This is a genomic window from Olsenella urininfantis, assembly GCF_900155635.1.
In the GTDB taxonomy this organism is placed as follows: Bacteria; Actinomycetota; Coriobacteriia; order Coriobacteriales; family Atopobiaceae; genus Olsenella_G; species Olsenella_G urininfantis.
This window is the reverse complement of record NZ_LT732540.1, coordinates 1688893-1714750: the sequence shown is the minus strand read 5'-3', so window position 1 is coordinate 1714750 and position 25858 is coordinate 1688893. Positions and strand designations below refer to the sequence as shown.

General features: G+C 64.9%; 23 protein-coding genes. 3 read left to right on the top strand and 20 right to left on the bottom strand.

Features of this window, described 5'->3' with window-relative positions; all coding sequences use genetic code 11:
• Positions 1-4: 4 nt before the first annotated feature.
• From CZ375_RS07915 to rpmE, 4 genes are all read right to left on the bottom strand, one after another.
• Positions 5-1447 carry an APC family permease gene (locus CZ375_RS07915; protein WP_077597316.1) on the bottom strand — a complete coding sequence of 481 codons (1443 nt, stop codon included), beginning with the start codon at positions 1445-1447 and terminating at the stop codon, positions 5-7.
• Between the two features lie 313 nt (positions 1448-1760).
• Positions 1761-3347, bottom strand: coding sequence for a peptide chain release factor N(5)-glutamine methyltransferase (prmC, locus tag CZ375_RS08485; protein ID WP_077598664.1), 1587 nt, complete (start codon positions 3345-3347; stop codon positions 1761-1763).
• 10 nt (positions 3348-3357) lie between these two features.
• Entirely contained in the window at positions 3358-4425 is a 1068-nt protein-coding gene (gene prfA / locus CZ375_RS07905) for a peptide chain release factor 1 (RefSeq protein WP_077598663.1), read from the bottom strand.
• Between the two features lie 225 nt (positions 4426-4650).
• Positions 4651-5082, bottom strand: coding sequence for a 50S ribosomal protein L31 (rpmE, locus tag CZ375_RS07900; protein WP_077598662.1), 432 nt, complete (start codon positions 5080-5082; stop codon positions 4651-4653).
• 194 nt (positions 5083-5276) lie between these two features.
• Here rpmE and CZ375_RS07895 point away from each other — a divergent pair, with 194 nt between their 5' ends.
• A complete protein-coding gene (locus CZ375_RS07895) occupies positions 5277-6104 on the top strand; it encodes a type III pantothenate kinase (protein WP_077598661.1) in 828 nt (275 codons plus the stop codon).
• On the opposite strand, the gene CZ375_RS07890 is transcribed toward CZ375_RS07895, so the two are convergent.
• Both CZ375_RS07890 and folP read right to left on the bottom strand, forming a co-directional pair.
• The gene (locus CZ375_RS07890; protein ID WP_077598660.1) at positions 6101-6661 is read right to left on the bottom strand and encodes a hypothetical protein; all 561 of its coding nucleotides are present in this window, start codon (positions 6659-6661) and stop codon (positions 6101-6103) included. The genes CZ375_RS07895 and CZ375_RS07890 overlap by 4 nt on opposite strands.
• Entirely contained in the window at positions 6661-8094 is a 1434-nt protein-coding gene (gene folP, locus CZ375_RS07885) for a dihydropteroate synthase (protein WP_077598659.1), read from the bottom strand. The genes CZ375_RS07890 and folP overlap by 1 nt, the downstream gene beginning before the upstream one ends.
• Positions 8095-8400: 306 nt before the next feature.
• Between folP and CZ375_RS07880 the strand changes: the two genes are divergently transcribed.
• Positions 8401-9174: an exodeoxyribonuclease III gene (locus CZ375_RS07880; RefSeq protein WP_077598814.1), complete on the top strand. Its 774-nt coding sequence runs from the start codon at positions 8401-8403 to the stop codon at positions 9172-9174.
• Positions 9175-9210: 36 nt separating this feature from the next.
• Here the strand turns inward: CZ375_RS07880 and CZ375_RS07875 are convergent, their stop codons facing one another.
• The 7 genes from CZ375_RS07875 to CZ375_RS07845 form a co-directional block, all read right to left on the bottom strand.
• Entirely contained in the window at positions 9211-9579 is a 369-nt protein-coding gene (locus tag CZ375_RS07875) for a VOC family protein (RefSeq protein ID WP_077598658.1), read from the bottom strand.
• Positions 9580-9618: 39 nt separating this feature from the next.
• Positions 9619-10434: a phosphatase gene (locus CZ375_RS07870; RefSeq protein WP_077598657.1), complete on the bottom strand. Its 816-nt coding sequence runs from the start codon at positions 10432-10434 to the stop codon at positions 9619-9621.
• Between the two features lie 9 nt (positions 10435-10443).
• Positions 10444-11625 (bottom strand): pyridoxal phosphate-dependent aminotransferase, encoded by a 1182-nt coding sequence (locus tag CZ375_RS07865; RefSeq protein ID WP_077598813.1) that lies wholly within the window; start codon positions 11623-11625, stop codon positions 10444-10446.
• Positions 11626-11766: 141 nt separating this feature from the next.
• A complete protein-coding gene (gene ftsH / locus CZ375_RS07860) occupies positions 11767-13773 on the bottom strand; it encodes an ATP-dependent zinc metalloprotease FtsH (RefSeq protein WP_077598812.1) in 2007 nt (668 codons plus the stop codon).
• 177 nt (positions 13774-13950) lie between these two features.
• Positions 13951-14499, bottom strand: a complete 549-nt coding sequence (hpt, locus tag CZ375_RS07855) for a hypoxanthine phosphoribosyltransferase (RefSeq protein ID WP_077598656.1) — start codon at positions 14497-14499, stop codon at positions 13951-13953.
• Positions 14500-14548: 49 nt separating this feature from the next.
• On the bottom strand, positions 14549-16060 hold the full coding sequence (tilS, locus tag CZ375_RS07850; RefSeq protein WP_077598655.1) for a tRNA lysidine(34) synthetase TilS: 1512 nt from the start codon (positions 16058-16060) through the stop codon (positions 14549-14551).
• Positions 16061-16176: 116 nt separating this feature from the next.
• A complete protein-coding gene (locus CZ375_RS07845) occupies positions 16177-16602 on the bottom strand; it encodes an Hsp20/alpha crystallin family protein (RefSeq protein ID WP_077598654.1) in 426 nt (141 codons plus the stop codon).
• 598 nt (positions 16603-17200) lie between these two features.
• Here CZ375_RS07845 and CZ375_RS07840 point away from each other — a divergent pair.
• Positions 17201-17629, top strand: a complete 429-nt coding sequence (locus CZ375_RS07840; RefSeq protein ID WP_077598653.1) for a hypothetical protein — start codon at positions 17201-17203, stop codon at positions 17627-17629.
• Between the two features lie 15 nt (positions 17630-17644).
• Here the strand turns inward: CZ375_RS07840 and CZ375_RS08270 are convergent, their stop codons facing one another.
• The 7 genes from CZ375_RS08270 to grpE all read right to left on the bottom strand — a co-directional run bounded on the left by CZ375_RS08270 (position 17645) and on the right by grpE (position 25805).
• Positions 17645-17812 carry a hypothetical protein gene (locus CZ375_RS08270; protein WP_159438396.1) on the bottom strand — a complete coding sequence of 56 codons (168 nt, stop codon included), beginning with the start codon at positions 17810-17812 and terminating at the stop codon, positions 17645-17647.
• Between the two features lie 10 nt (positions 17813-17822).
• The gene (clpB, locus tag CZ375_RS07835; protein ID WP_077598652.1) at positions 17823-20429 is read right to left on the bottom strand and encodes an ATP-dependent chaperone ClpB; all 2607 of its coding nucleotides are present in this window, start codon (positions 20427-20429) and stop codon (positions 17823-17825) included.
• A 332-nt stretch (positions 20430-20761) separates the two neighbouring features.
• Positions 20762-22315 (bottom strand): ABC transporter permease, encoded by a 1554-nt coding sequence (locus CZ375_RS07830; RefSeq protein ID WP_143803093.1) that lies wholly within the window; start codon positions 22313-22315, stop codon positions 20762-20764.
• Positions 22316-22455: 140 nt separating this feature from the next.
• A complete protein-coding gene (locus CZ375_RS07825) occupies positions 22456-23307 on the bottom strand; it encodes an ABC transporter ATP-binding protein (RefSeq protein ID WP_234966924.1) in 852 nt (283 codons plus the stop codon).
• A gap of 277 nt (positions 23308-23584) precedes the next feature.
• Positions 23585-24016, bottom strand: coding sequence for a heat shock protein transcriptional repressor HspR (locus tag CZ375_RS07820; protein ID WP_077598649.1), 432 nt, complete (start codon positions 24014-24016; stop codon positions 23585-23587).
• On the bottom strand, positions 24006-24968 hold the full coding sequence (locus tag CZ375_RS07815; RefSeq protein WP_077598648.1) for a DnaJ C-terminal domain-containing protein: 963 nt from the start codon (positions 24966-24968) through the stop codon (positions 24006-24008). Before CZ375_RS07815 ends, CZ375_RS07820 begins: the two co-directional genes overlap by 11 nt.
• A 66-nt stretch (positions 24969-25034) precedes the next feature.
• Complete coding sequence (gene grpE, locus CZ375_RS07810) at positions 25035-25805, bottom strand: nucleotide exchange factor GrpE (protein WP_077598647.1); 771 nt, start codon at positions 25803-25805, stop codon at positions 25035-25037.
• Positions 25806-25858: the final 53 nt, after the last annotated feature.

Here is a 25858-nt window from a genome sequence, read left to right as displayed (position 1 = left end):
GCCCCTACGCCTTGGCCCTCGCGCCGCCGCAGGCGAAGAAGATCGCGAAGCCGATGGCGATCCAGGCCAGGGTGATGGTCCACTCGATCATGTTGAGGGAGGCGGGGCTGAAGGGCAGGACCATGAGGCCGATGATGATCAGGCCGGCGAGGATGGCGGCGCCGATGCCGGCCACGCCGCCGTTGACCTCGTAGGGCCTGGGCAGGTCGGGCTCGGTCTTGCGGAGCCTGAGGCAGGCCAGGGCGGCCATGGTGCAGGCGAAGATGAAGCCGAGGGAGGCGACGTTGGTCAGGGGGACCAGCATGTTGCGGCCCAGGAAGGGGCCGACGAGCGTCAGGGCGCCGAGGACGACGTTGGCGGTCTTGGGGGCGCCGGAGACGGGGTCGATCTCGGCGAAGACCTCGGGGAGCATCCTCTTGCGGCCGAGGGCCAGCATCAGGCGGGTCGAGGCGCCGAAGAACGCGTTCATGGGGCCGAGGGGGCCGAGCGTGGCGATGACGAGCATCGCGATGTAGAAGAACAGGTTGATGCGCTCGAGGACCGCCAGGGCGGGGACGGCGGGTACGACGAACTCGTGCCAGTCGATGATGGAGCCGAAGGCGTAGATGCAGACCAGGTAGAAGCCGCCGGACGCGAGGAGCGCGAGCGCCGGGATGATGCCGAACTTCTTCCAGTCGAGGTCCTCGGAGGCCTCCTCGGCCTGCTGGGGGATGGTGTCGAAGCCGGCGTAGAAGAACGGGGTCATGACGAGGACCGCCATGATGCCGCCCACGAGGCTGGTCGCCTTGGTGTCGCCCGCGGCGGTGTCGAACACCTGGGAGAAGACGGGCAGGGCGTTGCTGGGCGAGCCGGTCATGAAGGAGATGACCATGGCGAGCACCATGCCCGTGAGGAGGGCCTTGGTGAGGAAGCTGGAGAGCTTCGCGGCTGCGCCGGCGCCCTTGAAGTTCAGGAAGATGACCAGCACGGCGGCGCACAGGGCGATGGCCGTGGGCCACAGGTAGACGTCCGCGCCGAGGATGGTGTAGAGCTTGACCGAGGTGAGCCAGTTCAGGACGGGGAACTTGGCGAAGCGGTCGGTGAGCAGGGTCGAGATCGCGATGGCCTCCCAGGGGCAGAGGGGCGCGTTGCCCAGCAGGAGCATCCAGCCGGTCAGGAAGCCGAGCTGGCGGCCGTAGGTGCGGTCGACGTACTCGATGATGCCGCCCGAGATGGGGATGGCCGCGGTGAGCTCGCCGAACACCATGCCGATGGGGACCAGGAACACCGCGCCGAGGGCGAAGGCGATCATGGCGGGGAAGGGACCCCCGCCCATCACCATCCAGTTGCCCACGAGGAGCACCCACCCGGTGCCGATGATGGCGCCGAAGCCGATGGTGAAGAAGTTGAAGAGCGTCAGCTCCTTCTTCATCCCGCCGGCGTCAGCGGCCGTGTCTTTGTCTGACATTGATTCTCCCTTCCGCAGAGGATATTGACCAATGCAGCATAGCCTCAGCGGCGGAGCGTCCGCTCACGGCCAAGGCGTGAAAGCCTCCGCGCGCGGACGTCTATTCTCCGCGAGCGGAAATCTGACCTCCAATTATCAGAAAAAAAGTTACCTTAGGCTATCTTTTTTCGGGCGATTCCGCGCTCCCTATGCGACAGTTGAACACGTGCTATGCGCTTTTGCCATACCGAAGCGTTGGAGAATCGATGCCGAGGGGACCAGGGATCCCGAGGGGACCAGGGGTCGTCGCTCGCAAATCCGAAGGGCCTTCCCCCTACGACTGGGCGTGACGTGCCAGCTGCAGGACCTCGGAGGCCGGTATGGCTCCCTCGCGCAGGACGCGCGGAGCCTCTCCCGTGCAATCCACTATGGTCGAGGCGATGGCTATGGGGGCGGGGCCACCGTCGAGGATGAGGTCGGCCATCTCGACGAGGCGCTCCTCCACCGCAGACCCGCTGGTGGCAGAGGGGGCCCCATGCGTGTTGGCGCTCGTGGTGGCAAGCGGGATGCCCAGCTCGCGGACGATCTCTCGCACGAGGTTGGAATCGGGGCAGCGCAGGGCGATGGTGCCTAGCCCTCCGTCCTTCCCCTCAAGCACGTACTCCTCCCCCACCAGCCTGCTTGCTCGCACGACGAGGGTAAGGGCACCCGGCCAGAAGCGTCTCGCAAGCTCATGGGCCCAGACGGGAACGTCCTCGCCGAAGACGTCCAGGGCGATGGGGTCCGCCACGAGCCATGGGAGCGTCTGGCTCCGCTCGCGTCTCTTGATCTGGAAGATGCGCTCGTGGCCGGGGTTGCGCGGCATGGCGGCACAGCCTATTCCATAGACGGAGTCCGTGGGCATGACCAGCACGCCACCGTCCAGAAGCAGCCTGGCGCAGGTCTTGACCAGCTGGCGGCCGGGGCTGTCCTGGTCAACCGCCATCAGCTTGCTGGGCCTTGCCATGATGCCTCCCTCCTCCAGGGAGCCCTCGCGCACCGCCACGAGGACGCGCGGCCTGCGGGTCAGGTCCTGGCGCACCTCCACCAGGCTCCAGCCGCCCTGCGCGCGGCAGAGCTCGGCGGCCACGCTCACGTTGGTCTCAAAAAGCTCGCAGCAGAGCAGGCCCCCGGGACGCAGGGCACGAGGGGCCAGCTCCAGCAGGCGGCGGAAGACGTCCAGGCCGTCGACCCCCCCGTCCAGCGCAAGCGCCGGCTCCCAGGAGGTGACCTCGCTGGGAAGGACGGGCACGACCTCCGAGGGGATGTAGGGAGGATTGGAGACAAGCACGTCGAAGCAGCCCATGAGCCGATCGTCCACGCCAGAGGCGAGGTCGCACTCAACGATCTCCAGCTCGAAGGCAAGGTTGAGCGCGTCCCGATTCCGCGTCGCAAGAGAGACGGCCGCAGGCGAGACGTCCGTTGCCACCACCTGGGTGCCGGGCCTCTCGGAGGCGATGGAGCAGGAGATGCAGCCCGTGCCGCATCCCACCTCGAGCACCAGGCCGGCATGCCCGGCCGCCTGGGCACGATCGACGCCCTCCAGGGCCACGTCAACCAGCACCTCGGTCTCTGGGCGCGGAATCAGGACGTCCCTCTCGCAGCGAAGGACGATGTGGCGAAACGCCATCTCTCCGGTGACGTACTGGAGGGGCTCGCCACCCGCGCGCCTGAGCACCGCATCGTGCATGCGCGACCGCTCGTCCGCGCTCAGCGGCCTGTCGAAGCCAGTGTAGACCTCAACGCGAGAGAGTCCCAGCACATCAGCGACGAGCCACTCCGCCGAGAGGCGGGGGTGCTCGTCGCCCTTGCGCCTAAGGTACCCGCTGGTCCAGCTGAGGACCTCCCCCACGGTCCAAGTCTTATCCTGGGCAGAAGGCACCTCTTCCCCCTTACACTGCCTGGGCGAGCTTCTCTGCGCGCTCTGCGGCGGCAAGCGCCTCGATGACCGAAGGAAGGGTGTCTCCCAGAAGAACGCCGTTGTAGGTGCCGTTGAAGCCGATGCGATGATCGGTCACGCGATCCTGCGGCTGGTTGTAGGTGCGGATCTTCTCGGAGCGGTTGCCGTGACCGATCTGGGCGAGGCGCGAGGCCCCCTGCTCGGCCTGCTGCCTCTCGAGCTCCACCTCGTACAGGCGGGCACGCAGCATCTGCATGCACACCTCCCGGTTCTGGATCTGCGAGCGCTGGTCCTGTGACTGCACCACCGTGTTCGTGGGCAGGTGCGTAATGCGCACCGCGGAATAGGTGGTATTGACGCACTGCCCACCGGGGCCCGAGGCGCAGTAGGTGTCTATGCGCAGGTCCTCCTGGGCAATCTGGATGTCGATCTCGTCCGCCTCGGGCAGCACCGCGACGGTTGCCGTCGAGGTCTGGATGCGGCCCTGGCTCTCGGTCTTGGGGACGCGCTGCACGCGATGGACGCCGCTCTCGTACTTCATGACGGAATAGACCTTGTCGCCCAGGACCTTGAACTCTATGGTCTTGAAGCCGCCCGCCTCGGAGGGGCTCGACGAGAGGACCTCGATCTTCCACTTGCGGGAGGAGGCGAAGCGCTCGTACATGTTGAAGAGGTCTCCGGCGAAGATGCCGGCCTCGTCTCCGCCAACGCCGGCGCGAATCTCGACGATGGTGTCCTTCTCGTCGTTGGGGTCGCCCGGGATGAGCATGATCTTGATCTCGTCCTCAAGGCCGGGGAGCTTGGCCTCGTTGGAGGAGATGTCCTCCTGGAGCATGGCCTTCTCGTCGGCGTCGGAGGTCTCGTGCTGCATCTCCTTGGCGACCTCTATGTCATCGAGCGCCTGGACGTACTCGCGGGCCTTGGCCACGAGGGGCGCCTGGCTTGCGTGCTCCTTGGCGATGCGCGCGTACTCCTTTGGGTCCCCCACCACCGCGGGGTCAACCATCCTTGCCTCTAGCTCCTCGTAGGCAGCGATGAGCTTCTCAAGCTTGTCTCGCATGGTCCTTCTCCTTGCGCCGTTCACGCGGATTCACCCACGCGAAATATCATTCAACTCTCAGAGGATACCACCCTGGAGCTGCTTTCTTTCATCTGAGGCACGGGGACGGCCGTCTTACATGCCCCACACAAGAAGNGGGGCCGGCCTTCTGACATCCCCCCCACAAGAGGGGGCCCGCCGATCGCTCGACGGGCCCCCAGGCCGTACGTGAACGTGCTCTTGCGGCTACTCTGCGTCAGCGGCGGCCTCGACGGTTGCCTCGGCGGTCTCGGCCTCGGCAGCGGCCTGCTCGGCCTGCTTTGCGGCCTCAGCGGCAGCCTTCTTCTCGTACTCGGCGGCGCGCTTGGCCTTCTCTGCGGCCTTTGCCTCGGCGGCGGCCTTCTTGGCAGCGGCGGCCTCGGCAGCCTTCTGCGCCTTGGCCTCCTTGGCGGCCTGGGCCTTGGCGAGCTGGGCAGCGGCGGCACCACCAAACTTGTCGGAGAAGCGCTGGACGCGGCCACCGGTGTCGACAAGCTTCTGGGTGCCGGTGTAGAAGGGGTGGCACTTGTCGCACAGATCGACGGTCATCTCGCTCTTCGTGGAGCGGGTGACCCAGGTGTTGCCACAGGTGCAGCGGACGGTGCAGTCAACGTACTCTGGATGGATGCCTTGCTTCATTTCAGGACTCCTTTTCTTGGCCTGGTTTCCGACCAGGCGAGGATGTCTTGGAGGATACCAAGACAAATGAACTTTGGAAGTATACCAAAGCGATCCGTCTCTGTCGTGGAGAGGAGGCACCCATACAAGGCGCATACATTGGGCGGGCAGGACGCTAGACTTGTCCTGATGGCACCCCACCCTGAGGAGGAATCGTGCTGCTTACGGTTGACGTGGGAAACACCCAGACCACGCTTGGGCTCTTTGACGAGAGGGGACAGCTCGCGCGCCAGTGGCGCATGGCGAGCGATCGCACCGACACCGCGGACGAGCTGCACGAGAGGCTCTTCGGCTACTTCCTGATGCTGGGCCTCAGGCTGGAGGACGTGACGGACGCCGCCGTGGCGAGCGTGGTGCCCATCCTGACCCAGGAGTGGCAGTACCTCCTCACCAACCTCCTGCGCGCCCAGGACGTGCTGATTGTTGACGCGAGGCGCGACTGTGGCATCGCCGTTGACATGCCGGACCCCACGCAGGTGGGCGCGGACCGCATCGCAAACGCCATAGCGGCGAAGGGCTCCTACGGGGCCCCCGTGATCGTGGTGGACTTTGGCACGGCAACCAACATCGACGTGGTTGACCGCTCGGGGCGCTTTCGCGGCGGAGCCATCATGCCGGGCCTGCTCCTCTCGGCGGGAGCACTGTTCTCGCGTGCGGCGAAGCTCTCGAGCGTTCCCCTTACCTGCCCGGAGCACGCCCTTGGCAGCAGCACGGAGGAGGCCGTCCAGTCCGGCATTGTGATTGGGGCGGCGGCCCAGGTGGAGGGACTTGTGGCGCGCATAAAGGCTGAGCTGGGCGAGCCAGACGCGACGGTGGTGGGGACGGGAGGGCTGTCCCGGGAGATAGCCAAGGCGACGGACCTCTTCGACGCGCTTGACCCAGACCTCACCATCAGGGGCATCTACCAGATCTGGGAGCACCGGGCGAAGAAGCGCGCCGCGCGCGAGGGGGCGCAGCGACAGGGCTCAGGGAACGCAGTCTAGAGGACGGCCTCGAGGGTCGCCTGCTCGGGCGCGACCTCGAACAGGGAGCCGTCCGCACGACGCAGGGTCGCACGGCCCCAGGCGTCAACACCCGCAAGCTCCCCCTGGTCAAAGGGCTTTCCGTTGGGATAGCAGGCCTGCACCTGATGGCCCATGAGCACGCAGGCGTCAAAGTAGTCCGAGAGGACCGCGGCGAGCGGGCCCGCGGCGCTCCGCCCCGAGGCGACGGCACGCTCCCAGAGCCCCACGCGCGCGAGGACTTGGTCCCGGAGAGGGCCGAGGCGGAGGTCCTGCGATGCGTCCACCCGCAACGAGACGTACATGCCCCGCTCGTCGCAACCCCCATGCGAGCGCAGGCGCAACCTGCCGAAGCGCGCGCTCTGCACGTCATGGGGCCAAAGGATGCCGGCGTCGGCCTCCCCCTGGGCATTCAGGGCATCGACCAGCCCCAGGGCGGCAATCCAGGGCAGCGCCTGCAGGTAGTGCATGGGAACGGAGGGTCGCAGCGTAAGCGAGATGTGCGCCGCCTCTTCCGGCAGGGCGTCCTGGGCATCCACTAGCTCCAGCTCACCTCTCCCAGCTCGGCAAGCACGTGGCCGACACGGTCTTCGGGAGCATAGACCGGCACGCCCGCGTGCATCAGGTAGCGCGCAGGGTCGTGCATGAGGTCCTCCATGGGAACCAGGACGTAGTCCCTCTCGCCCAGGCGCGGGTGGGGCAGCGTGAGCTTGGGGCCCGCATGCTGCTCCCCCTCCACGAAGACGAGGTCGCAGTCGATGGTGCGGGGGCCATGGCCGGCGAGCTTGGGGTCGCGTACGCGGCCAAGCTCCTCCTCTATCCTGAGCAGCGCGTCCATGAGGACCAGCGGGCTGAGCTCGGTGCGTATCTCCGCCACCGCGTTGGCGACGGGCGACGCGATGCCGTAGGCGGGCTCCGTCTCGTAGGCATGGCTCACCTGGACCACGCAGGTCAGGGGAATCTGGTCTATGAGACGAACCGCGCAGGCGATCATGTCCAGACAATCTCCCACGTTGGAGCCGAGGGCAACGAAGCCCTGCCGGGGATCCGCCTTGGCGCAGGCCCAGTAGCCGCTGATGGCCTGGGAGGCGGCGGCCACATCGTGCACGCGAAGCACGCGGGCGCCAGCCTCTGTTGCGGCAAGCACCATTCCCACCGTTGCGGCGTCGCGCCCGGAGGCCGCAGAGACGCCGGACACGGCTCCCACGAACCGCTTGCGCGAGACCGCCGTGAGCACGGGGTATCCCATGGACACAAGCTTCTTGGTGGCGCGCTGGATGACGACGTCGGCGTCTGCGGCCTTGTCGAAGCCCGGGCCGGGATCGATGCAGATGCGGTCATGCGCGACGCCGGCCCTCATGAGGATGCGGGCCTGGTCCCCCAGGAAGCCCATGATCTCTCGCATGATGGGAGCTTCCTCGGGCAGCGTAAAGCGGCGGGTGCTTGCCGGAAGCGGGCGGGCGGCCTTGCCGGGACGTGCGGAGTCGAGCGTGACGGAGCGACGGGTGCTCGAGCCGCTCAGCCTGTTCCAGTGCATGACCACGCAACCGCAACCGGACTCCGCAGCGACGCCAACCATATCTGGGTCGGTGAAGCCCGAGACGTCGTTGACGATGGAGGCACCCAACCGCACGCAGATCTTCGCGACGGCGGCGTGGCGCGTGTCCACCGATATGACCGCCGTGGGCGCCTGCGCGAGGATGCCCCTGATGACGGGCACGATGCGGGCGGCCTCGTCCTCGGGCGACACGGGCGTGTGACCAGGGCGCGTGGACTCCCCGCCCACGTCGATGATGTCCGCACCCTGGTCGAGCATCTCGAGGGCGCGGGCAACAGCCTTCTCGGCGTCGAGGTTCTCCCCGCCATCCGAGAAGGAGTCGGGCGTGACGTTCAGGATGCCCATGACACGGGGGCGGGAGAGGGATATCTCGTGCCTTCCGCAACGCCAGGTGGCATAGTCCTCTCGCAGCATGAAACCGGTCCTCTCGCAGGGGCGCTCGGGACAAGGGAGTCACGGCGCCGCATTTTTGCTCTTGATTGTAGCTGCTTGGGGGTCCTTCACCAAAAGCTACAGACGCATTGGCCGCCTGGCGCGGGCCGCTCGCGGGCTGCGGCATGCCCACCCCCCTCCTGATGGTTTTGTCCATCCTGGCCCAAGGCCGGGGAGAGTGCGTACAATCGAGACGCGCAGGCTCAGGCGCTGCGCGTCCAAGCACAGGCGAAATGGCCGCCGCAGAACCCTAGAGGAGGGCCCTTGACCAGCACAGAAGGCCAGGAGATGGAGCGCGAACTGAGGCTCGTCTCGTGGAACGTGAACGGCCTGCGCGCCGTGCTCAAGAAGGAGCCGAGCTTTGCGGAGATATTCAACTCCTGCGACGCCGACGTCTTCGCCGTCCAGGAGACGAAGCTCCAGGACGGGCAGGCGGAGCTGGACATCCCCGGCTACCACCAGACCTGGAACCACGCCGAGCGCAAGGGGTACTCGGGCACCGCGGTCTTCAGCCGAGAGGAGCCCAGGCAGGTTATCCGCCAGATCGGCTGCAGGTTCGCAGACGACGAGGGACGCGTGTGCGCCTTGGAGTTTGACAGGTACTGGTTTGTGAACGTGTACACCCCAAACTCCAAGAACGGACTGTTGCGCCTGGACGAGCGCACGGTGTGGGACGAGGACTACCGCAACTTCCTGGTTGGCCTCGCCAAGGACAAGCCGGTGGTCACCTGTGGCGACTTCAACGTTGCCCACGAGGAGATCGACCTCAAGAACCCCGACACCAACCACATGAACGCAGGCTTCTCCGACCAGGAGCGCGAGGGGTTCTCGAAGCTCCTTGAGGCGGGCTTCACCGACAGCTTCCGCAGCCTCTACCCCGACCGTACCGACGCCTACAGCTGGTGGAGCTACCGCATGCGTGCCCGCGAGCGCAACGTGGGCTGGAGAATCGACTACTTCCTGGTGAGCGACGACGCCGCGGACCGCATCACGGGCGCGTCCATTCTCTCGGATGTCTATGGCAGCGACCACTGCCCCGTGGAGCTGAGAATCAGACTGTAGGGCTTGGGACGCCTGCGAAGCGCAGGCCGCGCCTCCCTAGAGGCCAGGGAGGATCTCTATGCGCTGCCCGTCCGGGTCCACGATGAAGTAGAGCCCCATCTTGGGGTTCTCCTTCTGGATGCAGCCCATCTCCTGGTGCAGCCGATGGTAGGCGTCGAAGTCGTCGACGCGAAACGCCAGGTGCATGTCCATGCCGCCGTTCTCGTAGGGATCGACGCGACCGCGGTTCCAGGTCAGCTCGAGCTCAAAGGGGCTCTCGTCGTTGACCATGAACGTGTTCGACCAGGAGCCATCCTCCGGTCCCTGGACGCGCACCACGCGAAACCCCAGGGCCCTTTCGTAGAACTCGACGGTCTTCTCCCTATCCAGAACGTGGGTGCAGCGGTGGACGCAACGTGCCTTCATGATTCTCTCCTTAGGTTGACTGTGGTGGGGCGAGGGCTGCTAGCCCAAGGCCCCACGAATGGCCGCAAGGAAGCTGTCCGCATCGCGCGTGGCAACGAGTGCCTGCGGGAAGCGAATCTCCTCCAGCATGCCCCGGACTCCCTCAAAGTGGCCAACCTCGTGCGAGATGTGCGCGTCGGTGCCGGTTGAGATCATGACACCCAGCTCGGCACAGCGCTCGGCGATGCGGCGGCACGCCACCGTGGCATCCGGATGACTCTTGAAGGTCGCCTCGTTTATCTCGATGAGCTTGCCCTTCTCCTTTGCCACCGCAAGCAGCTCGTCCATGTCAAACGCCACTCCCGCGCGACCGATGTGGCCCAGGATGAGGACCTTGGGATCCTCGAGCGCCGAGACGTACATCTGCGTGGTCTGGGCAAGGGTGGCACCCATTGTGAAGTCATCCCTGTGGACCGAGGCTATGACGTAATCGCAGTCACGCAGGATGCGATCCTTGAGCGTGCACTCCCTCCTGAGCGGGTTGCCGTTTATCTCATGGGTCATCACTACGTCATGTCCGAAGAGGTTGCCTTTGAGGTCGACGATGTCCGCCTCGCAGGCATGCAGCAGGCGGACGCCATGCCAGACCTTGGGCCAGCACCCGTAGTTCATGAAGAACTGGAAGTCGCGGGGGTCATACCCTTGGGCACGCTCGGTCTTGCCCACCTCGGGATAGAGCATCGATGAGAAGTGGTCGGTGGACCCCAGGAGCTCCAGTCGCAGCTCGGCGGCGGCGCGCACGTTCTCCTCTATGGTTGAGTAGGCATGACGGGAGAAGAGCGTGTGCGTGTGCACGTCGCAGGAGATGTGTAGCATGGCCGGCTCCTATCGGTAGGTCTGGGCGAGCTTCCCCCAGGCGGGAAGGGAGTTCACGACGGTCTCGTAGCCCACGCAGTAGCTGACGCGCACCCAACCCGGGCAACCGAAGCTGTCCGAGGGCACGGGCAGGAGCTCGAGTGACTTTGCCTTCTCGAAGAAGGCCTGGGCGTCGGGCTCGAGGGCCTTGACCCAGAGGTAGAAGGCGCCCTGGGGCTCCACGTACTCGTATCCCAGCGCCGAGAGACCCTCCGTGAGCGCCTTGCGGTTCCGCTCGTAGGCGGCTACGTCGCTGGGGACGTCGACGCAGTCTGCCACCACACGCTGGAAGAGCGCGGGCGCACAGACGAATCCCAGCTTGCGACCGGCGCCCGCCACTGCGAAGGCCAGCTCGTCGTGGTCGGGGTTGGTGTCGGGCACCAGCACCCAGCCCACGCGCTCCCCGGGAAGGCTCAGGCTCTTGGAGTAGGAGTAGCAGACGATGGTCCTGTCGTAGACCGAGGGGATCCACGGCACCTCGGCGCCATAGCTTATCTCTCGGTACGGCTCGTCCGAAACCAGATAGACCTTGGTTCCCAAGGCCTTCTCGCGCTCATGCAGCAAGCTCGCCAGGTCCTGGAGGTTCTGGCGCGAGTACACCGCTCCCACGGGGTTGTTGGGCGAGTTCACCACTATCGCCTTGGTTCGTTCCGTGATGGCGTCTCGCAGTGCCTCGATGTCCAGCTGGAAGCTCTGCGGATCGGCCATGACCTCCACGCAGCGCGCGCCGGCCGTCTGAATCCAGACGCAGTACTCCGGGAAGAACGGCGCGATGACGATGACCTCGTCTCCGGGGTTCACCAGCGCATGGAAGCTGATGGAGAGGGATGCGGCGGCACCGCAGGTCATGTAGAGGTCCCCTGCCTTGTAGCTGCAGGCGAAGCGCCTGTTGAGCGAGGCTGCCACGGCATCCCTGACCTGGGGGAGGCCGGCCCCTGGCGTATAGCTGTGCAGCTGGACGGGCGGAAGGGACAAGGAGCGCTCTATGGACTCGCGCACGGCCTCGGGCGCGGGGATGGAGGGATTGCCAAGCGAGAAGTCGAAGACGTTCTGGGGCCCGATCTCCGCCTTGCGCGCTGCGCCGTAGGCGGCAATCTCCCTGATGCTGGACTTGGCGCTGCCATAGTCGTAGCTCCGCTGGTTGATTGGCATGAACATTACCTCGCCTTCCGCGTGCGTGCCGCTGGTGGGACGGATCTTGGTCGATAAAGGATGTGGTCAGCTCCAAGGAGCGCCGCAGCGCCTCCCCGGAGAAGCTGCGCCCCGTGCCCTCGATGACCTCAACTCCAAAGCCTAGGCCTCCGTGGCTCCCTCGCCCGCCTCGTCGGCAGCCGCACGCTGCAGCTCGGGATGTTCCAGGAGGTACTGGGCCCACTGCTCGCCGAGAAGGGCCTCCACGGCCTCCCCCTCGATGGTCTCGCTCGCGAGAAGCACGCCTGCCATGGCATCCATCTGGGCGCGCCTGGCCTCGAGAACGTCGCGGGCGCGCTCGTGGGCCGTGCGCATGATGCGCTCCACCTCGTCGTCGATGCGCTTTGCGGTCTCCGCCGCGTAGTCGCTGTGATTGGCGTAGTCGCGTCCTAGGAAGACCTCGTGTCGGGCCTCGCCGTAGACCTGCGTCCCCAGCTCCTCGCTCATGCCGTAACGCGTGACCATCTCGCGGGCGATCTTGGTGGCGCGCTCGAGGTCGTTGCTCGCCCCGGTGGTGATGTCGTCGCAGAAGAGCTCCTCCGCGGTGCGGCCGCCCAGGAACACCGCGATCTCGTCGAGCATGCCGTCACGCGTCTCGAGGAAGCGGTCCTCCTCGGGGAGCTGCAGGGTGTAGCCTAGGGCGCGGCCGCGGCTGATGATGCTGATCTTGTGCACCGGGTCAGAGTTCTCGAGGATGTGCCCCACCAGGGCATGACCGCTCTCGTGGTAGGCGATGGTCCTGCGCTCCTTCTCCGTCATCACGCGCCCCTTCTTCTCGGGGCCGGCGATGACGCGCTCCATGGACTCCTCGACCTCCCTCATGCTGATGTGGTCCTGGTGGCGGCGGGCGGCGAGAAGCGCCGACTCGTTCATGAGGTTGGCAAGGTCCGCGCCCGTGAAGCCCGGCGTGAGCTTTGCCATGCGGGCGAAGTCGACGCCATCGTCAAGGGGCTTGTTCGCCGCGTGGACGCGCAGGATCCTCTCGCGGCCCTTGACGTCGGGACGGTCCACCGTGATCTGGCGGTCAAAGCGGCCGGGACGCAGAAGCGCGGGGTCAAGGATGTCGGGGCGGTTGGTGGCGGCGATGAGGATGACGGCCGAGTTGTCGTCGAAGCCGTCCATCTCTACTAGCAGCTGGTTGAGCGTCTGCTCGCGCTCGTCGTGGCCACCGCCCAGGCCGGCGCCGCGCTGACGGCCCACGGCGTCGATCTCGTCGATGAAGATGATGGAGGGGGCGGCCTCCTTTGCCTGCTTGAAGAGGTCGCGCACGCGGCTGGCACCCACGCCCACGAACATCTCGACGAAGTCGGAGCCGGAGATGGAGAAGAAGGGCACGCCCGCCTCGCCGGCCACGGCCTTCGCCAGCAGGGTCTTGCCCGTGCCAGGAGGTCCCACCAGCAACACGCCGCGGGGGATCTTCGCGCCCATCTTGTGATAGCGCTCGGGCTCACGCAGGAAGTCACGGACCTCCTTGAGCTCCTCCACCGCCTCGTCTATGCCCGCGACGTCAGAGAACTTGATCTTGGGGCGCGTCTCGGCGCTGGTTCGCGCCTTGCTCGCCTTGCCAAAGTTCATGGCACGGCCGTTCTGACCCTGCATCTGGTTCATGAAATACAGCAGCACGGCCACCAAGATCACCGTGGGGACCACCGAGACGAGAATGGTCTGCATGAGGTCGTCCGTTGAGGTGTCGATGTCGAAGATGGTGGAAGAGTGCTGCGCCATGAGGCCCTGGAGGCTGTCGCTTCCCACATAGTGGCTGGTGAAGGGCCTCAGCTGGTTGGTGTCCGCCGTGTCCGCCTTGGGGGGCCAGTAGGTGCCGCGCAGGCCACCGTCCGCTGCCCTGTAGGTCACCGACGCAACGCGGTCCGAGCTTACCGCCTTGACGAAGTCACTGGTGGTGAGGCTGTCTGCAGAGGCGGGGCCGGCAAACATGCTGCGCCACACCGAGACCGCCAGATAGATCGCAAAACCAATCATCAGGGCGGCGCTGATGGCGAGCCGCCTCCGAGGCGCGGGGCCGCCGGGACGCAGGGGGCCTGCGCCCAGGGGGCCCTCCTGGTCACCGTCCCCACTGCCGGGTGCGACAGGGCGTCCTCGTTCAGGCATGCCGTCTTTGCCCTGGCGCTGGGGTTGGCTCCTCTCGTCCTGGTTGGGTGTCTCGTCTTGCCGCTTCTCGTCTGTCACCAGAATGGCTCCTTGCCGTAAACGAGGAACGCCCCGCCCGGGCGTTCCCTTGGCGCGCGAGGGCGATGCCCCCGCGTCACCCGCGTGTTCCGATTGTGCCTACACGTAGGCCTCGGGCTTGAGGACCCCTATGTAGGGGAGGTTGCGGTAGCGCTCCGCGTAGTCCAGGCCATATCCCACGATGAACTCGTTTGGCACGTGGGTTCCCACGTAGCGGGGCTCGATTGCGGGCTCCTTGCCCTGGATGTCCTTGACCGCGAAGGTGGCGACCTCTATGGAGGCGGGCCTGCGGGCCCGCAGCAGCTTAATGAGGTAGCTGAGCGTCAGGCCAGAGTCCAGGATGTCTTCCGCGATGATGACGTGGCGTCCCTCGACCTTTGTGTCAAGGTCCTTCACGATGCGCACCACGCCCGAGCTCTTGACCGAGTCCCCGTAGCTGCTGACCGCCATGAAGTCCACGGAGCAGGGCACGGTGATGGCCCTCATGAGGTCTGCCGTGAAGATGAACGCGCCGCGCAGCACTGCCACGATGAGCGGGTTCTTGCCTGCGTAGTCCGCAGAGATCTCCGCGCCGACGCGCGAGACGACCTCACGGATCTCCTCCTCAGTCAGAATGACATCACTGATGTCCTGATGAAGCTCCTCCACGTGGCATTCCTCCTCTGCCCCAGGCGGATGACGCCCTCTGCGGTCTCCGCTATTTCTTGAGGATACTCAATTCTAGCAGCAGCTTTGTTGCGGGCTGGCAACGAACGCGCTCGTCCGGCCGAATTCCCGCCACCCACACGACGGCCCCCGTGGGAGAGCTTCGGACAACTGCGACCCCGGACCGCTCCGCCGCAGGGACCCGTGCCTGCGCAAGGAGGTCCGAGAGCTTCTTGGACTGCCCGCGCATGCCCAAGGGGCAGAGCACGTCCCCCGGGGTGGGCGCATCCACCCAGAGCCTGCCTCCGCTGGGCAGGTCAAGACCACAGGCCTGCGCATCGAGGAGCACGGACTTGCCCTGCCACTCGCGGCCATGCGCCAGGGCGAGCTGGTCTGCCCTCCTGCCGTCGTCTATGGTCTGCAGGCGCGCCGACAGAACCCGGCCGTCGGGAAGTGGCAGGCTCCCAGGAACCTCCAGCCAGGCGGGCTGCAGGCCCTGGCAGTCGCCCTGGACGCGAATGAAGAGCAGGCCGTACTCTACGCGCACGTCGCAGGCCACGGGCACGCTTAGGGAGCCGTGCCCGGCAGCCACAAGGCGCAGCACGCCGTTGACGTGGCGCGCCTCGAGACGGGCCTCGGGACAGACGGCGAGAAGCGCCTTGCGCACCACGCGCCGGGCAAGGGCCAACTCGCAGGCCCCCAGGCGCCGGGCGTCCAGGGCAAGCATGGAGGGGCCCTCTCGGCGCACCAGCTCCCGGTAGCTGCGGGCGGCGAGCTGAGAGAGGAAGGCGTCCTCGTCGGCCAGGATGTCGCAGGTGGTGGAGAGGGCGCCCACCACCTGCGGGTTGCGCGCCTTGATGGGCGGCATGACCTCATGGCGCACGTACGAGCGCAGGTAATGGGTGTCCAGGTTGCTCGCGTCCTCGCGCCACTGGATGTCCCGCATGCGGAGGAGGTCGCAAAGCTCCTGGTGGGTGCGGTCAAGGAGGGGGCGAACGATGCGGTTGCGCCTGCGGGGGATAGACGAGAGACCCGGGGCTCCGGTGCCGCGGATCGCGTTCATGAAGAAGGTCTCCGCCCGGTCATCCGCGGTATGCGCCGTGAGGATTCGGGCGGCAGAGCGGGGGACGGCGGCCTTGGCGCACAGCTCGTTCGCGAGCTTGGATGCGGCCTGGTAGCGTAGCTCCCTCCCAACGTTCTCGACGTTCGAGGACCCACCGGCCTGCTCGCGGGCAAGCGCGGCGACGTCCTGGCTGCACACCGTGCAGGGGATGCCGAGGTCTTCCGAGAGCCGACGAACGAAGCTCTCGTCCTCTTCTGCCGCCCCCGCCCTGAGCTGGTGATTCACATGCAGTACATGAAGGCGCTCACGAGCTATGCGGGAGAGGCCGCGGCCGTCGTCTATGTCTAGCTCTGAATCCGCGGCAAGCAGGAGCAGCGCCGTGGAGTCGGCACCACCGGAGACCATGAGCACCACAGGGGCCCGCATCTCCATGTCATCGTTCTGAGACGGGCGCTCGAAGAGATTCTGGGGCGTGGCGAACCTACGCAAAACGCTGGGCATCAACAACCTCCGCGGTCAAGGGCGGTACCTCACAAGTGTAGCGAGAAAGAGGCGGGCGCCACCTGCCGTGGCGCCCGCCTCGGTGCGAGCAGGGGTCAGAGCCGTGCCAGCTGGCCCTAGTCGATGGAAACCTTGGTGACGTTGACCTTCTCCTCCTGCTTGGGGACGTTCACCGTAAGCACTCCGCCCTCGAGCTTGGCACTCAGGCCCGCGGTGGCCGCGTCCTTGAGGTAGACGCCGCGCGTGGCACTCCACTCGGTGGTCTCCTTGTGCAGATAGTTCTTGCCCTTCTCCTCGTCCGACTCCCTCTTCTCGACGGAGATGGAAAGGCGCCCCTCGTTGAGCTCGACATCGATCTCTTCGCGCTTGACGCCGGGGAGCTCGGCGCTGATTACGTAGCTGTCATCGGCGTCCTCGACGTTCATCTTGAAACCGCCCTCGCTGGCAAGGGTGGGGAGCTGGTTGCCAAAGAACGCGTCAAAGGGATCGAACGCCCTGCGCAGGGCCCTGTCGTAACGGTTGTACGGAATCATGCTGGTCATGATGCCTCACTCCTTAGGTCTTGTGGCTCCCCTACTTGGGGTGCCTTCGGCTTTCATGACCTCTTGTTCCCGCTTGACAAGAATCTATACCTGTCTGGAAGATTTTATTAGTAATTAGCACTTAGTAAATCTAAGCGCTACTTTGTTAGATTTTTGCAAGCTGGACAGGGGGCGGGATGTCGCGGCAGCCGCGGGCTGGCTCGCGACGTGGACGGCCCAGGGCTGACGGCAACCCCAGCGTCAAGGCCCCCGCTGACAACAAAATGGGCCAGAACCTCTCGGCAGCTGGGGAAATGTCATTCAGGGTGATTTAGCCGTCAAATAGGCGCCCATGGTGACAACAAAAGCAGTCTGAACATCTCCAAGCTGGGCAAACGCGATTGGGCAGCAGTCTTGTTGTCGGCAAGGGAACAGGTGCGTGGCGGCGATCTTGTTGGCAGCGGGCGGGCGAAGCGCGGGCCGTGCACGGGCAGAGCATGGTTCCCGCAAGAATTTGGCTGCGCTATGGCAAGGGGAGATGCCGCTGCCATATGATGTGGTCATTCATGACAGCGCGCGGCAGCAGCCTCCCGCGCAAACGCAGCCACGGAGGGCCAGAATGGGCGAAGAAGAGCGTCGCGAGCAGGACGCGACACGGCAGGCAGGAGAAGTCGCCGAGACGGACGTGCCAAACGTGGCGGAGGAGCCCCTGCCCTTCGTTCGCCCGCGCGCGCCGCACAAGACCCAGGCCGCCATCGACGACCTTGGCCAGGACAGCGGCGGCGTCCAAGGCTACGCCCATGACTCCAATGTTGCCGTGGGCTCCATGCCCTTCACGGACGGCGGATATCGCCGCTCGCGCAGCTCCATGGACCAGCTCAAGGGCAGCCGTTATGGCCAGTACCTCGAGATCCCCAAGGGGAGGCGCAGCATCTTCTCCTCGCGCGGGCAGGAGAAGCGGCGGCGCTCCACCTTGGGAGGCGCCGCCGCAGTCATCGTCCTTGCCGCGCTGGCATTTGTGGTGCTGAGGCTGACGGGGGTCATCTAGGCCGTATCGCGCGGCTCAGTCCCAGGGGTTGCCCTCGAAGAGCGGCTCGCGGGGAGCCGGCCGGTCAGAATACGGATCGTAGCCGTCGTCGTCCTCGTTCTCTGCGCGCGCAAAGCTACGCTCGACCTCGGGTTCGGCCACCAGCTTCTTCTCGCCGGCTTCCTGCGTTTTGCCTGCGGGCATGACCTGCCTCCTACTCGATCTCCGCGACCGGCTGTGGCACGGCAACAAGGCGTCCGTCCTTGCCTGCCTCGATGCGCACCCCGTCTCCCTCATGCAACTTGCCGTCTATTATGAGGCCTGCGATGCCGTCAACCACCTGGCGCTGGATGAGTCGCTTCAGCGGTCGCGCACCATAGACGGGGTCCAGGCCATCAAGCGCGAGCGACTGCAGGGCCTCGTCGCTGAGCGAGAGCGTCATGCGCTCGCGAGAAAGCCGCTCGCGGACGCCACGCAGCTGGATGTCCACGATCTTCTCGATCTCCGCCAGGCCCAACGAGTGGAATACCACCACATCGTCTATGCGGTTGAGGAACTCGGGCTTGAAGCTGGCGCGCAGGGAGTCCATGACCTGCGCGTGCACCTCAGGCGTCACTCCCGCGCCACCGGCCCCGGCGATGAACTGCGAGCCCACGTTGCTGGTCATTATGATGATCGTGTTCTTGAAGCTCACGACCCTGCCCTGGCCGTCCGTGAGGCGCCCGTCATCCAGCACCTGCAGAAGGACGTTGAAGACGTCGGGATGGGCCTTCTCCATCTCGTCCAGAAGTATCACGGAGTAGGGCCTGCGACGGACGGCCTCGGTGAGCTGGCCACCCTCGTCATAGCCAACGTATCCGGGAGGGGCGCCGATGAGGCGCTGCACGGAGAACTTCTCCATGTATTCGGACATGTCTATGCGCACAAGGGCACGCTCGTCGTCGAAGAGGCACTCTGCCAGAGCCTTTGCCAGCTCGGTCTTGCCCACCCCGGTGGGCCCAAGGAAGAAGAAGCTTCCCAGGGGACGGTTGGGGTCCGAGAGCCCCGCGCGGCTGCGCCTGACGGCGGAGGCAACCGCGGCGACCGCCTCATCCTGACCGATCACGCGCTTGTGCAGCTCGTCCTCGAGGCCCTTGAGCTTGTCCATCTCGCCCTGCATCATCTTCGAGACGGGCACGCCCGTCCACGACGAGACGACCTCGGCGATCTCCTCCGTGGTGACCTCCTCCTTGAGGATGCCGCCCGCCTCCTGCTTGGCCGAGAGGTTCTTCTCCGCCGCACCGAACTCCCGCTGGAGGGCAGGAATCGTGGAGTAGCGCAGCTCGGAGGCGTGTGCCAGGTTCCCCTCGCGTATGGAGCGCTCCACCTCCGCCCTTGCGTCCTCGATCTGGGACTTGAGGTCTTGCACCCTGTCCACGCTGGCCTTCTCGTTCTGCCAGCTGGCCTTCATGGCGTCCAGCCTCTCGCGCGTGGTGGCTATCTCGGCACGCAGGGACTCGAGGCGCTCCTGGCTGGCCGCGTCCTCCTCCTTCATGAGGGCCTGCTCCTCGATCTGCATCTGGGTAAGCTGACGGTCCACCGCGTCTATCTCGGCGGGCATCGAGTCAAGCTCCATGCGCAGGCGGCTCGCCGCCTCGTCCACCAGGTCGATCGCCTTGTCCGGCAGGAAGCGCTCGCTGATGTAACGATTCGAGAGGTCTGCCGCGGCAACCAGGGCGGCGTCCGTGATGCGCACGCGGTGGTGCTGCTCGTAGCGCTCCTTGAGGCCGCGCAGGATGGAGATGCTGTCCTCCACGGTTGGCTCGCTCACCAGGACCGTCTGGAAGCGACGGGCCAGGGCCTGGTCCTTCTCGATGTACTTGCGGTACTCGTCCAGGGTGGTTGCCCCTATGGCGTGGAGCGCCCCACGGGCGAGGGCGGGCTTCAGGATGTTACCGGCGTCCATGGAGCCCTCGGTTGCCCCTGCCCCAACGATGGTGTGGAGCTCGTCGATGAACAGGATGACCCTGCCCTCGGACTTCTCCACCTCCTTGAGCACGCTCTTGAGGCGATCCTCGAACTCGCCGCGATATTTGGCGCCTGCGACGAGGGCGCTCATGTCAAGCTCGACGATGTCCTTGTCCTTGATGGTTGAGGGCACGTCGCCGGCCACGATGCGCTCTGCCAGACCCTCTACGATGGCCGTCTTGCCCACCCCGGGCTCGCCGATGAGCACGGGGTTGTTCTTGGTGCGGCGCGAGAGCACCTGGATGGTGCGGCGAATCTCCTCCACGCGACCGATGACGGGGTCGAGCTTGCCCTGGCGCGCGAGGTCCGTCACGTTGCGACCGTACTGCTCGAGGGCCTCGAACTGGGTCTTTGCGTCCTGAGAGGTCACACGCTCGTTGCCACGCAGGTCAGCGTAGGCCTCCTGCACGCGCTTGCTGGTGACGCCGGCGGCCCTGAGGGCGCTCCCGGCCTCGCCGCGCTCGTCCGCCAGGGCGCAGAGCAGGTGCTCGCTGGTTACGTAGGAGTCTCCCAGCTTGCTGGCGAGCTTCTCGGCTGCGTCTCCCACCTTGGCAAGATCCGACGAGATGCCCATCTGGCTCATGTCGCCCGTCACCTGCGGCGCGGCGGCAAGCGTTGCATCAACCTGCGCCTCCAGCCGGGCGGGGTCTGCGCCGACGCGCTCTATGATGGCGCGCAGGTTTCTCTCGCCCGACGAGAGCAGGGCCTTGAGCAGGTGGATGGGCTCCACCTGCCCCGCCTGCGCGTCCGCCGCCGCGGAGACCGATGCCTGCAGCGCCTCCTGGGCTGTAACCGCCCACTTGTCAAACCTCATGTGTGCCTCCTTGGGCCGTCCTGTTGTTCGAGGACAGTATTCCCGCGGAGGGTGACAGGCATACCAGAATCTAAGTGTCTCTATATAAGATTTTTTGAGTGCACCGAGTCTTGGTCATGCTGACGAGAGTGACGACAAAAACTCGCGCGCAGCGGCATCCCCCAGCTGAAGAAACCTCGCACTTGTTTTTGTTGCCGCCAAGAGCGCTTATTTGACAACAAGATCCCGCCAGAAGGCGTTGTTCCGAGTAGCGAAAGGAACAGAACTGTCTTGTTGTCAGCCGGGGCAAAGAGGCATCGAACTCCAAGGGAGCTGATGGGTGTTCCTGGGAGCTATAGGTAGAGAGGCTGCCTGCACGCTCGCGAGAAGATAAAGGTGCCAACCACAATCATCAGCGCCTCGATGCCGACATACGCAAGTCTTGATGTGTCCGGCCCCACCGCAAACAAAGCCGAGGCAACAACAAGGCTGGACAAGGCCATGACAGCCATGCCGGACAGAATCGCGGCAGTGACGGGCGCCCCCCTCTTCACCACCTCTGCCGGACTGCTCCAGGCATAGTTTGGCGACCTGACATCAACGAACAGACCAATCGCAGCCGCAAGATAACCATAGCTCACCATAGCGAGAACGCACTCGAAGGCAACAAGGGGCTCGATGCGCCCCGTAAGAGCCAGCAGCACGGCCGAAATCATCGCAGTTACCACTAGGTGCACCATACTCGCCAGCATCTTTGCACCCAAGATAATGCGGACGGGCTGGGGGGCACAAGACATCACCCATGCCGCTCGGCCCTCAAGCGAGGTCGAGCAAGCGGCGAAGGGTACCGAGAGCGAGAAGAGGGCGAAACTCCAAGGCGCCACGAGACGCACCAGGTCGTTCGGCGTGCCAAAGAGCGAAAGCTGCGACAGCTCTACGCCATTGACCGAAAGCGTCGCAAGGTCTCTTGGTGCAAAGAACGCCAGGAATAGTGCTGCACCCAGGAGCATGAGGTCTGATGCGAGGATATTGAACACGCAGGCTGGCGTCCCAACAAGGCAGCCAAGCTCCTTTGCCAGCAGCGCGCGGAAGGGGCCGGAGCTTCGAGCCCATCCTCTCTTGATGGCCTTCGGGTTGTGGCGTCCCCCACGCGCGAGGAATACAGAGTTCAGTGCCATGAAGTGACGCGCCAGAAACTCCAGGCTAGCAAAGGGAATTACCAGCGACACGCCAAAAAAGAGGCAGCCTGCCGGCAGGCTGCCCGCCATGGCGCCGGCAAACCACGCCGCCAGGGGCCAAAGCCGTTGTGACAGAACTTGGACCAAGCCAGAAAGGCCATGCGCGAGAAGCGCCATCCCGTCAGAGTCCGGTGAGCCAAAGGAAAACGACAACCACAGGTAGCCATAGAGCCCTCCGGCCACAAGGACCGCGCCAAGCGCAAGGGAGAGCGTGCGAAAACGCCTAAACCGAGAGACAAGCATCGAAATGAGAAAGGACAGGACGGTGGCCGCGCACGTGGGGGTCAGAGGGACAAGAAGCACCGAGGCAAGCATCAGGCCTAGACGACCTGCCGTCACTGGGACTGAAAGGGCGTAGGCAAAATAGAGGGGGAGCATGGTGACAACAGCAGACGCAAGCTCAACCAGATAGAGAGGCACAATTCGAGACAAGACAACGATGTGCGTGGACGTGGGCATCGACATGATCAGGTCGTAGTCACGAAGGCCAAAGAGAGCACCATTGGCCTTGAGCATGGTGATCGCCAATGCGGGCAACGCCCCCACGAGCACGGCAGCCGCAGGAATGGCCTCCACCTCGCCGCTTCGACCCATAACAAAGCCGAAGGCGAAAAGATAGGTCATTACGGCAAGAGACATCACCAGCATCAGGACGACAGCACCAACCATAAGGCCCACCCTGGGCTTCCGCGCACCCCCAGGCGTTAGGCCAAAAGAGGCAAAAAGCGCGCGGGCCTGCGGCCCCAGAAGCAGCTCAAGCTGCTTGCCCCATTTGGGTAGTGGCCGTAGTTCAAAAGCTCCCATGCGCGTCACTCCTCCCGAGATGGCGCTGCGGAAACGGACCCCGCGTTGTCCGCGATGCCCAAGAATGCCTCCTCGAGAGAGCCATCCCCTCGGACCTCATCAGTTGGTCCAGCCGCAAGAAGCTCACCCGACCGAATGAGAGCAACCTTATTGCACAGCTTTTCGACCACCTCAAGAACATGCGACGAGAAGAAGACCGCGCCGCCTCTCTCGGCATGTTCGTGCAGGAGGACCTTCGCCTCATGAATTGCCAGGGGATCCAGCCCCACAAAGGGCTCGTCAAGGACGATGAGCTCAGGATTATGCAAGAGGGCCGAGATCAGCACCAGCTTCTGTCTCATGCCATGAGAGTAAGAGGAGACATAATCTCCCAGCACGTCGACCATTCCAAGGCGATCGGAGAGAAGCTGGATGCGCGAGATTCTCTCCTCTCCCACAACGCCAAAGAGTGCGCCGACGTAGTCCAGGTAGCCAATGCCGGTCATGAAGTCGTAGATGTCAGGATTATCCGGCACGTAGGCCATGCGACGCTTGCACTCGATGGGCTGTCGGGCAACGTCAAATCCCGCAACGGAAATCGTTCCGCCGTCAAATGGCTGGGCACCCACGATGGAACGTATCAAAGTGGTTTTTCCCGCGCCGTTATGCCCGACGAACCCATACACGTCTCCCGGGCACACCTCAAGAGAAAGGTCGGGCACAACCAGCTTTTTGCCATAGCTCTTCTTGAAATGTCTGACCAAAAGAACGGGCTGGCCGCAGCGGGTATCCGATGCTTCCATCCAAGCCTCCCTTGAAGACCCGACTCTAGCGGTACTGCATATCAATGTGATATCACATATGCTCCTGAGGAGCAAGAAATGCCACGACACTCGACGTTTGGCACCGGTGACAGCAAAACTGCAATGGCCCACTTGTCAACTGGGAAAACACTCTTCAGTCTGATTTAGCTGTCATATGAGAGCCATGGGTGACAACAAAACTCCGCCAGAAGGCGTTGTCCCAGATATCCCATAATGCAAGCAAATCTTGTTGTCATAAAGCCACCTTATGCGAGAACAAAGCGAGACGGACCCGGCATCGTCGCAGTTGCCGGATCCGTCTCGTCATCTTGTTGTCACTGGACGCCGAGCGCTACCCCTCGGCGGCGGCGATCGTCCCATTGAGCAGGCCGCGCATGACCTGCTCGGGGTCAGCGCCGTCATAGCGAGCAAGCGCCGTGATCCTCTCGCGCATGCGCAGCTCGTGGATGTCGTCCTCGAGCGCGCGCACGCGGGCCCGAAGCTTGTCGATCTCTGCGTCTCTCTCTGCGGCACGCTCCTGCATGTCCAGGATGCGCACCACTCCCGCAAGGTTGATGCCCTCCTCGGTGAGCTTGCTGATCAGATTGAGTCTCTCGATGTCGCGCCTCGAGTACAGACGGGTGTTCCCGCGCGAGCGGCCTGGGTTCACCAGGCCCTTCTGCTCGTAGACGCGCAGGGTCTGGGGGTGCATTCCCGTCAGCTCGGCGGCGACGCTGATCATGTAGAGGGGCTTGTCCTTGCCTTCCTCGCTGCTATGCGCCATAGCGGTCAACGTCCTTCCTGTACTCGCGCTCATCGAGCTGCCGCAGTGACTCGAATGCCTCCCGCTCCTTTGCGGAGAGGCGCGTGGGAACCTGGACCTTGACGGTCACGTAGAGCGCGCCGACGGCACCCTTGTGCTTGACGTCCGCCACGCCAAGGCCGCGAAGGCGAATGGTCTTGCCGTCCTGGGTGCCTGCGGGAATCTTGACGCGCACCTTGCTGCCGGAGGGTGTGGGGACCTCAACCGTCACACCAAGGGCCGCCTCGTACACGCTCACGGGAAGCTCCATGCGCACGTCAGCGCCATCACGCTTGAAGAGGGGATGCTCCTCGACCTTGGTGGTAACCACCAGGTCTCCCCTCTCGCCACCCATGCTGCCGTACTCCCCGCGACCGGGATAGCGAAGCTTGCCACCATCGACCGCACCCGCAGGCACCTTCACGCTGAGCGTCTGGCGCTCGCCCGTGGAGGGGATGGTGTAGCTCACCTTTCGCTGGGTGCCACCGAAGCCCTCCTCGGCACTCACCGTGACGGTGAGGGTGAGGTCCCTGCCACGGCTGGACCTGGGGCGTCCTCCCTGCTGCTGGTCCCCAAAGAAGCTGCTGAAGTCGAAGCCGGAGAAGGCGCCGTCGCCGCTGCGGATGTTGGTGAAGATGTCAGACCAGTCCGCGCCGCTGGCGTTCGTGTAGGTGTAGCCACCACGCCCAGCTCGCGCACCGCCAAACCCCGCACCCGGAATGCCACCAAACATCAGCAGCTGGTCGTACTCCTTGCGCTTCTGGGGGTCCGAGAGTGTCGTGTAGGCCTCGCTGACCTCCTTGAACTTCTGCTCGTCTCCACCAGCGTCCGGATGGTACTTGGCAGCGAGCTTCCTGAACGACTTTTTGATGTCATCTGCGGTGGCGTCGCGCTTCACGCCAAGGGCGTCATAGTAGTTCCTGTTTTCCGCCATGTGAGCCTGACGCCTCCCTTCATGCGAACATGCCCGAACCAACCGGCCCGGGCATGGACTTAAGCCTTACTCGCCGTCCTCGGAAGCGGCATCGCCCTGATCGGGCGCCGCGTCCGCCTCGGCTGACGGGCGCTTGGGCCCACCGAAGGTGACGGTGACCATTGCCGAGCGAATGACCTTCTCGCCCATGCGATACCCGCGCTGATACACCTGGGCCACGGTCTCGTCGAAGCTCCCGCCGTCCTCGACGCGCCCCACTGCCTGATGCACCAGGGGGTCAAAGGGCTCGCCCACAGGGTCAATGACCTCGACGCCCTCCTTGGCGAGAATGGAATACATCTTCTCGTGGATGGCCTCCACGCCCGCGACGAACTGCATCACGCCCGCGTCTTCGGCGTTGTTCTGGGCCGCGTGCTCGCAGGCACGCTCCATGTCGTCCAGGATGGGCAGCAGGTTGAACACGAGCTTCTCGGCTGCGCGCTCACGCTCGGCCAGGCGCTCCTGCGCCGTGCGCCTGCGATAGTTGTCCCAGTCAGCCTGCAGGCGCACGAGACGGTCCGCGGAATCGGCCGCCTGCTGCTTTGCCGCGGCTATCTCGTCCGCCACGTCATCGAGCTGCTTCTGCAGCTCGTCGCGCTCGACGCGAATCTTGTCGGCATCAGCCTTGAGCTCGTCTTCCGCAGCCTGCTCTCCGGCACGGATGGCCGCCTCGACGCGAGCGCGCTCCTCGTCCTCGCCCAGCTCCTCCGGCTCTGCGGCTGGGGCGTTCTCGGCCACGGGCTGGGCCTCGCCGCCTGGCCGGACCTTATCGTCTTCGACATCGATAGGCACCTTCACGTCACGCTCCTCAAAACTCCCAGAGGGCGGCCCAGAGAGGGCCGCCCCGTTTC

What these genes read in the sequence shown, in the direction of transcription:
- CZ375_RS07915 (WP_077597316.1), bottom strand. Translation starts at nt 1,447, where the DNA reads ATGTCAGACAAAGACACGGCCGCTGACGCCGGCGGGATGAAGAAGGAG.
- prfA (WP_077598663.1), bottom strand. Translation starts at nt 4,425, where the DNA reads ATGCGAGACAAGCTTGAGAAGCTCATCGCTGCCTACGAGGAGCTAGAG.
- rpmE (WP_077598662.1), bottom strand. Translation starts at nt 5,082, where the DNA reads ATGAAGCAAGGCATCCATCCAGAGTACGTTGACTGCACCGTCCGCTGC.
- folP (WP_077598659.1), bottom strand. Translation starts at nt 8,094, where the DNA reads ATGCTGCGAGAGGACTATGCCACCTGGCGTTGCGGAAGGCACGAGATA.
- CZ375_RS07880 (WP_077598814.1), top strand. Translation starts at nt 8,401, where the DNA reads ATGGAGCGCGAACTGAGGCTCGTCTCGTGGAACGTGAACGGCCTGCGC.
- CZ375_RS07875 (WP_077598658.1), bottom strand. Translation starts at nt 9,579, where the DNA reads ATGAAGGCACGTTGCGTCCACCGCTGCACCCACGTTCTGGATAGGGAG.
- CZ375_RS07870 (WP_077598657.1), bottom strand. Translation starts at nt 10,434, where the DNA reads ATGCTACACATCTCCTGCGACGTGCACACGCACACGCTCTTCTCCCGT.
- CZ375_RS07865 (WP_077598813.1), bottom strand. Translation starts at nt 11,625, where the DNA reads ATGCCAATCAACCAGCGGAGCTACGACTATGGCAGCGCCAAGTCCAGC.
- ftsH (WP_077598812.1), bottom strand. Translation starts at nt 13,773, where the DNA reads ATGCCTGAACGAGGACGCCCTGTCGCACCCGGCAGTGGGGACGGTGAC.
- tilS (WP_077598655.1), bottom strand. Translation starts at nt 16,060, where the DNA reads ATGCCCAGCGTTTTGCGTAGGTTCGCCACGCCCCAGAATCTCTTCGAG.
- CZ375_RS07845 (WP_077598654.1), bottom strand. Translation starts at nt 16,602, where the DNA reads ATGACCAGCATGATTCCGTACAACCGTTACGACAGGGCCCTGCGCAGG.
- CZ375_RS07840 (WP_077598653.1), top strand. Translation starts at nt 17,201, where the DNA reads ATGGGCGAAGAAGAGCGTCGCGAGCAGGACGCGACACGGCAGGCAGGA.
- CZ375_RS08270 (WP_159438396.1), bottom strand. Translation starts at nt 17,812, where the DNA reads ATGCCCGCAGGCAAAACGCAGGAAGCCGGCGAGAAGAAGCTGGTGGCC.
- clpB (WP_077598652.1), bottom strand. Translation starts at nt 20,429, where the DNA reads ATGAGGTTTGACAAGTGGGCGGTTACAGCCCAGGAGGCGCTGCAGGCA.
- CZ375_RS07830 (WP_143803093.1), bottom strand. Translation starts at nt 22,315, where the DNA reads ATGGTTGGTGCTGTCGTCCTGATGCTGGTGATGTCTCTTGCCGTAATG.
- CZ375_RS07820 (WP_077598649.1), bottom strand. Translation starts at nt 24,016, where the DNA reads ATGGCGCATAGCAGCGAGGAAGGCAAGGACAAGCCCCTCTACATGATC.
- CZ375_RS07815 (WP_077598648.1), bottom strand. Translation starts at nt 24,968, where the DNA reads ATGGCGGAAAACAGGAACTACTATGACGCCCTTGGCGTGAAGCGCGAC.